Here is an 8,207-nt window from a genome sequence, read left to right as displayed (position 1 = left end):
TCGGGATTACGATCAGGGTGTCCACATAGCGCTGCAGCTCGGCGATGCCGGAGTCCGCCAGGCGCATGCGGTCACGGCCCTCGAAGTGGAAGGGCTTGGTCACCACGCCGACGGTCAGGATGCCCCGCTCACGGGCGCACTTGGCGATGATCGGGGCCGCGCCGGTGCCGGTGCCGCCGCCCATGCCGGCGGTGATGAAGATCATGTGGGCGCCGTCGAGGTGCTCACCGATCTCGGGAATGGATTCCTCGGCCGCGCTCATGCCCACCTCGGGATGGGCGCCGGCGCCCAAGCCTTGCGTCACCGTGGCGCCCAGCTGGATGCGGCGGTCGGTCTTAGAGAAGGCCAACTGCTGAGCATCGGTGTTGGCGACAACGAACTCCACGCCTTCGAGGTGCGCCTCGATCATGTTGTTCACGGCGTTTCCGCCAGCGCCGCCGACTCCGAACACCACAATACGCGGCTTCAGCTCGGTCTCGCGCGGCGCCGTCAGTGCAATAGCCATAGGACCCTGTGTCCTCCGCAAATCTGTTGAAGCGCACGCGACCCGCCCGCAAAGCGCTCCGATTGGGATGCGGTTAACTAAGCGACCATCATCCTTAATCGAACGTAAACCGCTTACATTGAGTCGGAGGTCCGTCGACCTATACGACCCGCATTTTTTGGTTGTGGAATAAGGCTTAAGGCCAAATTTTGGCCGTCTACGGTGACCACGCCGCCGCGGAACTGCGACGGCGTGGCGCACATAGAGCGCAAGATTCCATTGGCCCGCCTAACCTTGGCCGCAGCGAATCTAGTCTTGGTCCTAGAGATTTTCCCGCAGCCAGGCCGCAGCCTTGGTCACCGGGTTGGCCCGAGGATCAAGACTTTCCCGCCGGCTGCGGGCGCCTGAGGCGTTTTTCGCCGAGACCGCTTCGCGCGGCCCAAAGGCGGCGCGATGCAGCACGCCGGCCGCCGCACAGAAGGCCGGGCCCGAGGCGGCGTCGGCCAGATGCGGCACCCGGCGCGGACGCCCCAGACGCACCGGCCGGTCGAACACCCGCACGGCCACCTCGCGGACCCCGGCCAACTGGCTGGCCCCGCCGGTCAGGACGAGGCTGGCCCCGGCCTCCACTGGCGCGCCCGACGCCTTGAGGCGGTCGCGGAGCAGTTCCAGGGTTTCCTCCACCCGCGGGGCGATGATGCCCTTGAGCAAGGAGCGCGGCGCGATCACCGGGCCTGCGCCAGGATCGTCGCCCCGGGGCGGGGCCTCGATCATCTCCCGATCCTCATTGGCCGAGGCGATGGCCGAGCCATGCAGGGTCTTGATACGCTCGGCGCCGGCCATGGAGGTCGACAGCCCGCGGGCGATGTCGGCGGTGACGTGCTGCCCCCCCACCGGCAGGGTTTCCACATGCACCAGGCTGCCGGCGGTGAACACCGCCGCCGAGGTCGAACCGCCGCCCATGTCGATGCACACGGCGCCCAGGTCCATCTCGTCCTCCTCCAGGGCCGCCAGGGCCGAGGCGAAGGGCGCGGCGACCACGCCTTCGAACTGCAGGTGCGCCCGCTCCACACAGGCGCCGAGCGTCTGGAAGGCGGTCTCGCTGACCGAGACCACCAGCAGCTCCACCGCCAGGCTGCGGCCGAACATGGCGCGGGGGTCGCGCACGCCGCTCTGGCCGTCCACCCGCCAGGCGATGGGCAGGATGTGGGCGGCGCGACGGTCGGGCAGCTTGACCTGCGCCAGGGCCGCATGGATGGCGCGCACCAGGTCATGGTCGGAGATCGGCCGGGCGCCGAGGGAGACGCGGCCGGAAATGCGGTGGCTCTTCAGCTGGCCGCCGGCCATGGCCACGGTCACGCCCTGGACGTTGACGCCCGCCACGTTCTCGGCGCGCTCGACAGCCTGGGCGATGGCGTCGGAGGCCTCGTCCAGATTGACAATGGCGCCGCCCCGGATCCCCCGGGACTGGACATAGCCCACCCCGGCCGCCGTCAGTGTCCGGTCAGCCCGGCGCACGCCTTCCGGCTTCATGATGAAGCAGGAGACCTTGGAGGCGCCCAGATCCACGGCCGCCACCAGGGGTTGACGCCCCAGGGCCGCCTTCAGACTGTCGCGACTGCTGTGTTTTTCGACCGTTTTGGTCCCGAACGGCACGGTTCTTCCTTCCACCACCTAGGCGCCGTCGGCGACCAGGCCGCCGGAGCGGACCTGGTCACGCGGCCGCACCGCCACCATCGTCGGATCGCGCAGGTCGATCCGTGCAAAGCCCAGCTCGAGTATCCGTGAGCGCTGGTCGAGCTGTTCCAGCTGAATCAGGGCCGCTTCTTCGTCGACCGCCGGGAGTTGAACGAGGGATCCGTCCTTGAGCCGCAGGTCCCAACGCCGGTCATCCACCCGCACCAGGGCCTCCACCCGGCTCATCAGCCTGGGCCGGGAGGCGATCCGCGGCAGGATGGCTGCGGCGTGCTGGTCGGCGCCCTGGCCGACCACCAGGGGGAGGTTGGCCGAGCGCAGGGGGTTGGCCTCGGGAATGACCTTGCCCTCGGCGTCGATGACCCGGCTGGCGCCGTTGTGCTGCCAGACGGCCAGTTGCTTGCGTTCAGAAATGGCGATGATCAGGGTGTCGGGCAGCAGGCGCACGACCCGCGCCTCCTCGACCCAGCCCACGGCCTCAACTCGGGCGCGCAGGGCGTCGAGGTCCAGGCCCAGCACTGGCTGATCCTTGTAGACGCCGGCGGCGGCCAGGATGTCGGCGGTGGCGGCCGGCGAAGCGCCCTGGACGTGGACGGCGTTGAGGCGGAACCCGAGGCTGGCGAACTGGCGGCCCAGCGCGGCCTGGGTTCCCTGGCCGATCTTCTCGGCGCGGTCGCCGGTGGACAGGGCGACCACCAGGGTCAAGGCCAGTACGCCGCCGGCCGCGATCAGGGCATGTCCGGGGGACAGGCCAAGGCCGCGGGCCGCGCCCAGCTTGCCCGGCGCATATGCCGCCTGAGCCTTGGACGCGCCGCGGGTCTTTCGGGGACTGGAGGGCGCTTTGGCCCGGGGCTTCGCCTTAGTCCGCGCTCCCCCCCGCAATGCCGCGGGCATAGGCGTCCTCCGTAATCCAATGCACCAGTTGGTCGAAATCCACCCCGAGCTTGGCCGCCTGCTCGGGGACGAGCGAGGTCGGCGTCATGCCGGGCTGGGTATTGACCTCCAAGAGGACCAGAATGTCGTTAATGTCGTCATAACGAAGATCCGACCGGGTCACTCCACGGCAACCCAGGGCTGCGTGCGCCCTCTCACTCAGTTCCATCGCCTTTTCAAAGACATGCGGCGGAATTTGAGCCGGGATTACGTGGTCGGACCCCCCCTCCCCGTACTTGGCCTCATAGTCATAGAACCCCGTCCTGGGCACGATGTCGGTCACCGTCATCGCCTTGCCGGCCATAACGCCGCAGGCGAGCTCTTTTCCGCGGATATAGGGCTCGATCATCACCTCTTCGCCGAAGGTCCAGCTCGGCGCCACCAGCTCCTGCGGCGGCCGATTCGCGCCCTCGAAGACCAGGAAGACGCCGACGGACGACCCCTGGGCGTTAGGCTTGACCACATAGGGCGGCGCCATGACGTGGTCGGCGGCGGCCTCGAACCGGTTGAACAGCCCGCCGCCCGGCACCGTCACCCCGGCGGCGGCCAGGACGGCCTTGGCCTTGGCCTTGTCCATGGCGAGCGCCGAGGCCAGCACGCCGGAATGAGTGTAGGGCAGGCCGAGGGTTTCGAGCACGCCCTGGACGCAGCCATCCTCCCCCCACTCCCCATGCAGGGCGTTGAAGCAGACGTCGGGCTTGAGGTCAGCCAGACGCTGGGCCACGTCGCGGCCGGCGTCCAGACGGGTGACCTGGGCGCCCAGGCGCTCCAGGGCGTCAGCGCAGGCCGCGCCGGAAACCAGGCTGACCTCCCGCTCGGGCGAGAGGCCGCCCAGCAGGACGGCGACGTGTTTACCGGCGACGGAAAAGGCCATGGGCGTCTCGTGTTGCGGAGGGCTTGAGGCCTCCCCTTCGGCGGCCAGGGCCGGCGCGTCAAGCGCCCTCGCCTCCTCAGATCATCGGTGACGGGGCGGTCAGCACGGCGTCGGCGGCGGCGTCCGGCTCCCGCTCTTGCTCGCCACGCGAGAGCAGCCAGTACATGACCGGGGTGGCGACCCGCGACAGGAAGGTCGAGGTGACCAGTCCGCCCATGATGGCGATGGCCAGGGGCGAATAGAGGCCTGACCCCTCCAGGGCCAGCGGCGTCAGCCCGGCGATGGCGGTGACCGAGGTCAGCAGCACCGGCAGGAAGCGGACCTCGCCCGCCCGCTCGATGGCCGCGCGCAGGGGCACGCCGGTGCGCCGGAGCTGTTCGGTGAAGTCCACCAGCAGGATGGAGTTTTTGATCTCGATGCCGATCAGGGCGATCATGCCGATGGTGGCGGTGAAGGACATGGAATCGCCGGTCAGCCAGAGGGCGGCGACGGCGCCGAACAGGCCGAGCGGAATGATCCCGGCCACCACAAGGGCGGTCTTGAACTTGCCGAACTCCAGGACCAGCACGGCCAGGATGCCGAAGATGGCGATCATCACCGCTGCCCCCAGCCCCGCAAAGCTCTCCGACTGGGCCTCGGCCTGGCCGCCCAGGGACAGGCCGTAGCCGGGCGGCAGGACGATCGCGTCATCGAGCCGCGCCTGGGCGTCCGAGGTCACCTTGGACGTCAGGTAGCCGGTGCTGACATAGGCGGTGATGGTGACCGTCCGCAGGCGATCCACCCGGTCGATCCGCGCGGGGCTGGACGTCAGGACCGGCGTCGCCACCGCGGCCATGGGCACGTTCTGGCCCGTGGTGGTCGGCAGATAGATCCCGTCCAGGGCCGCCAGTTCGTTGCGGCCCTCCATCGGCAGGCGGACATTGACGGCGTAATCGTCACCGTCGGCGTCGCGGTAGCGGGCGACGGACTCCCCAGACAGCGCCAGGCGGGTGATGCGGCGGCCGGCGCCGGCCGGCACGCCCAATGCGGCGGCCTTGGCCTCGTCCAGGCCGAGGTCGAGGTCAGTCCGGTCCAGGCGCATGGGGTTGGCGACATCGCGGGCGCCCGGCGTCGCCTTCAGCACCGCCTCGGCCTGGGCCGCCAGGGCCTTGAGAACGCTGAGGTCCTGGCCCTGCAGCCGCACCGCGATCGGGGCCTCGATGGGCGGGCCATTCTCGAACACGATCACCCGGATCCGCGCCCCGGGATAGAGGTCGAAATCCCGCCGCAGGCTATCCAGCAGCTCTGGGCTCTCGCCCGGCTCCCAGGCGGCCAGGGACGCATAGACCTCGGCATAGTTGGGCTGCGGCTCAGCCTGGTTCACATTGTAGAAGATCTGCGGATTGCCGCGGCCAAGGTTCGCCGCGCGCCAGACCACCGCCTCTTCCTGGGCCAGGCGGGCCTCCACATAGCGCAGGGCCTCGTCGGTCTTGGCCATCGAGGTTCCCTGCTGAGTTTCGATCCGCACGATGAACTGCGGCGTCTCGGCCGGCGGGAACAGGGAGGAGCCGATGGCCCCCAGCATCGGGATGGTGGTGGCGCAGATGGCGAGGATGATCCCCAGCGCCGCCCACGGCCGCGCCAGGGCCCGGTGCAGGATGGGCGTGTAGAAGCGATGGATGGCGCCATTGATCGTCCGCAGGATCGCATTGCCCTCCGGGTCCTCATGCCGCGACAGGATGCGGCTGGCCAGGAAGGGGATGACGGTCAGCGACACCAGGAGCGAAGCCCCCACCGTGGTCAGCACCGCCACCGGCAGGGAGCGGATATAGGCGCCCGCACCCTCCGGCAGGAACATCAGCGGCAGGAAGGCCAGCATGAGGGTGGCCGTACAGCCGAGCACGGCCATGGAGATCTGCCGCGTGCCGTTGATGGCGGCCGTCGTGCGGTCCTCCCCGGCCCGCAGGCGCCGGGCGATGTTCTCGGTCACCACGATGGAGTCATCCACCAGCAGGCCAAGGCTGAGCACGAAGCCGGCGATGGCCAGCTGGTTCAGGGTGAAGCCCAGTCCCTGCATCACCGAAAGCCCGATCAGCAGCGACAGCGGGATCGACATCATCACCACAACCCCGGCCCGGAAGCCCAGGGGCAGCAGGGTGATCAGCACCAGGGTCAGCGCCAGGCCGAAGTCCCGGAACAGGCGGTTGAGCCGGTGCTTCACATTCTCCGCCTGCTGGAAGCCGCGCTCCAGCTTCACCCCCGAAGGCAGGGTCCTTTCGAACTCGTCCAGGGCGGCGTTGACCCCGGCGGTCAGCTTGGCGACGTCGGCCCCGTCCTTCTGCTTGACGGTGACGAACACGGCGCGCGCGCCATTGAACCGCGCCAGGTGGGTGGGCTCAGCCTGCGACCAGTCCACCCGGGCCACGTCCTGGACCCGCACCACCTGGCCGTTCACCGACCGCACCGGCGTCTGGCGAATGGCCTCGAGATCACGAAAGGCGCCGCCGGCCTTGACGTTGAACCGGCGGTCGCCGGCATGGACCGCGCCGATAGGCGCCTCGGCGCCGGCCGCGGCCAGGGCGTCGGCGACGGCGGTGGCCGGCAGCTGCAGGGCCGCCAGCCTGGGCAGGTCCAGGGCCACCTGCACCTCCGACGGCGGCGCCCCCCAATATTCGGCCTGTCGCACGCCCGGCGCCCGGGCCAGGCGTTCGCGCAGGCGTTCGGCCACCTTTTCCAGGCGGCGCATGGGCAGGTGCTCGCTGACCAGGGCCACCTGCACCACCGCCACCTCGGTGGTGCGCGCCCGGCGCACCTCCAGCAGGGCGAGGCCGGCCGGCAGGGTCGGCCGCAGGGCGTTCACCTCGCGCACCACCTCGTCATATTTGCGGTCGGTGTCGACGCTCCAGTCGAACTCCACCTGGACCACGGCCGAGCCGTCCTGGCTGGTGGAGCGGATCTCGCCCACATCGTCGAGGCCGTCGAGGGCGTCCTCCAGCGGATCGGCGATCAGCTGCTCCATCTCGGTGGGCTCGGCGCCGGGCAGGACGGCGCGGACGATCATGACGGGGATTGGAAAATGCGGGTCCTCGGACCGGGGGATGCTGGAAAAGGCGTTGAGGCCGAGCGCCGTCAGCAGGGCGAAGGCCACCAGGGTGAACTGCCACCTGCGGACGGCGAAGCCGGCGGGATCGAAGGTCATTGCGCCGCGCCCCGGGCGTTCTGGGCCTGGGCGACCAGGGCCGTGGGATCGACCACCTGCACCTTGTCGCCGTCGCCGACAAAGCCGCCGCCGGCCGTGATCACCCGCGCTCCAGCCGGCAGGCCGCGGATCAGGGCGTCATCCCCGTCAAAGCCGCCAAACTCCACCGCCGTGCGTCGCGCGACCCCGTTGTCCAGGCGCAGGACGAAGGCGCGGCCGTTGTCGGCCTCCTGGATCGCCTCGGCCGGCGCCCGGGCATAGCCCGCCTCGCCGCCCAGGCTGGGGGCGGCGCCGATCGAGGCGGTGGCCACCTGGCCGCTGCGAAGGCCCGGCGCCGCGGCGATCTCGATCTCCACATCCACCGTGCCGGTGGACGCCCCGCTCTCGCCGCCGATCAGGATGACCCGGCCCGGCAGGGTCTGATCCCCCACCCGCACCTGGGCTGAGGCCCCCATGGCGATGCGGGCCGCCTGGCTATCGGGGACCGGCGCGCGCAGCACCAGGGGCGAGCCGGCGTCGGCGAGCGTGACCACCGCCTGGCCGGCCTGGACCACCTGCCCCGCCGCCATGGTCCGCGACAGGACGACGCCGGCGGCCGGCGCCGTCAGGGTCGCCCAGCGGCGGTCGAAGGCGGCCGACGCATAGGCCGCCTCGGCGGCGGCGAGCGCGCTCTTGCGATCATCGATCCGCTGGCGGCTGACAAAGCCCTTGTCGAACAGGGCCTGGTCCCGCTCCAGGTCGCGACGGGCGCGGTCAAGCTCCACCTGGGCCCGCTGGCGGCCGGCCTCCACCGTCGTGGGGTCCAGGCGCGCAATGACCTGGCCGGCGCGGACGGTGTCGCCCTCGTCCACGGTGAGTTCTGTAATGACGCCGGGCACGCGGAACGACAGCTGCGCCTCCCGCTGGCGGGCCAGGGCGCCGGTGGCGGTGATCTGCGACGCCCCGCTGGGATCGCGCACCGCGACCGCCTCTACCGCCGGCAAGGGTGCCGTGGCCGCCTCAGGATCAGCGCCCCCGCAGGCGGCGAGCAACCCCGCCATACC

General features: G+C 70.4%; 6 protein-coding genes. All 6 read right to left on the bottom strand.

What is annotated here, in order from left to right; translation table 11 throughout:
- The coding region (locus tag Q7S93_RS14015) for a cell division protein FtsZ (protein WP_370652168.1) at nucleotides 1–505 on the bottom strand (505 nt) is incomplete at its 3' end.
- Nucleotides 506–805: 300 nt separating this feature from the next.
- The gene (ftsA, locus tag Q7S93_RS14010; protein WP_304714529.1) at nucleotides 806–2,140 is read right to left on the bottom strand and encodes a cell division protein FtsA; all 1,335 of its coding nucleotides are present in this window, start codon (nucleotides 2,138–2,140) and stop codon (nucleotides 806–808) included.
- An 18-nt stretch (nucleotides 2,141–2,158) separates the two neighbouring features.
- A complete protein-coding gene (locus Q7S93_RS14005; RefSeq protein ID WP_304714527.1) occupies nucleotides 2,159–3,073 on the bottom strand; it encodes a cell division protein FtsQ/DivIB in 915 nt (304 codons plus the stop codon).
- The gene (locus tag Q7S93_RS14000) at nucleotides 3,039–3,986 is read right to left on the bottom strand and encodes a D-alanine--D-alanine ligase (RefSeq protein WP_304714525.1); all 948 of its coding nucleotides are present in this window, start codon (nucleotides 3,984–3,986) and stop codon (nucleotides 3,039–3,041) included. Before Q7S93_RS14000 ends, Q7S93_RS14005 begins: the two co-directional genes overlap by 35 nt.
- A gap of 76 nt (nucleotides 3,987–4,062) precedes the next feature.
- Nucleotides 4,063–7,164 (bottom strand): efflux RND transporter permease subunit, encoded by a 3,102-nt coding sequence (locus Q7S93_RS13995; RefSeq protein WP_304714523.1) that lies wholly within the window; start codon nucleotides 7,162–7,164, stop codon nucleotides 4,063–4,065.
- Entirely contained in the window at nucleotides 7,161–8,204 is a 1,044-nt protein-coding gene (locus tag Q7S93_RS13990) for an efflux RND transporter periplasmic adaptor subunit (RefSeq protein ID WP_304714522.1), read from the bottom strand. Before Q7S93_RS13990 ends, Q7S93_RS13995 begins: the two co-directional genes overlap by 4 nt.
- Between the last annotated feature and the right edge of the window lie 3 nt (nucleotides 8,205–8,207).

It is taken from the genome of Phenylobacterium sp. (genome assembly GCF_030646615.1).
Lineage (GTDB): Bacteria > Pseudomonadota > Alphaproteobacteria > Caulobacterales > Caulobacteraceae > Phenylobacterium.
The sequence above is the reverse complement of the archived record's forward strand: the minus strand, read 5'-3'. Positions and strand labels throughout refer to the sequence as shown.

Excerpts from the sequence above, each read along its gene's own strand:
- Q7S93_RS14005 (WP_304714527.1), bottom strand. The coding sequence starts at position 3,073 with ATGCCCGCGGCATTGCGGGGGGGAGCGCGGACTAAGGCGAAGCCCCGG.
- Q7S93_RS14000 (WP_304714525.1), bottom strand. The coding sequence starts at position 3,986 with ATGGCCTTTTCCGTCGCCGGTAAACACGTCGCCGTCCTGCTGGGCGGC.
- Q7S93_RS13995 (WP_304714523.1), bottom strand. The coding sequence starts at position 7,164 with ATGACCTTCGATCCCGCCGGCTTCGCCGTCCGCAGGTGGCAGTTCACC.
- Q7S93_RS13990 (WP_304714522.1), bottom strand. The coding sequence starts at position 8,204 with ATGGCGGGGTTGCTCGCCGCCTGCGGGGGCGCTGATCCTGAGGCGGCC.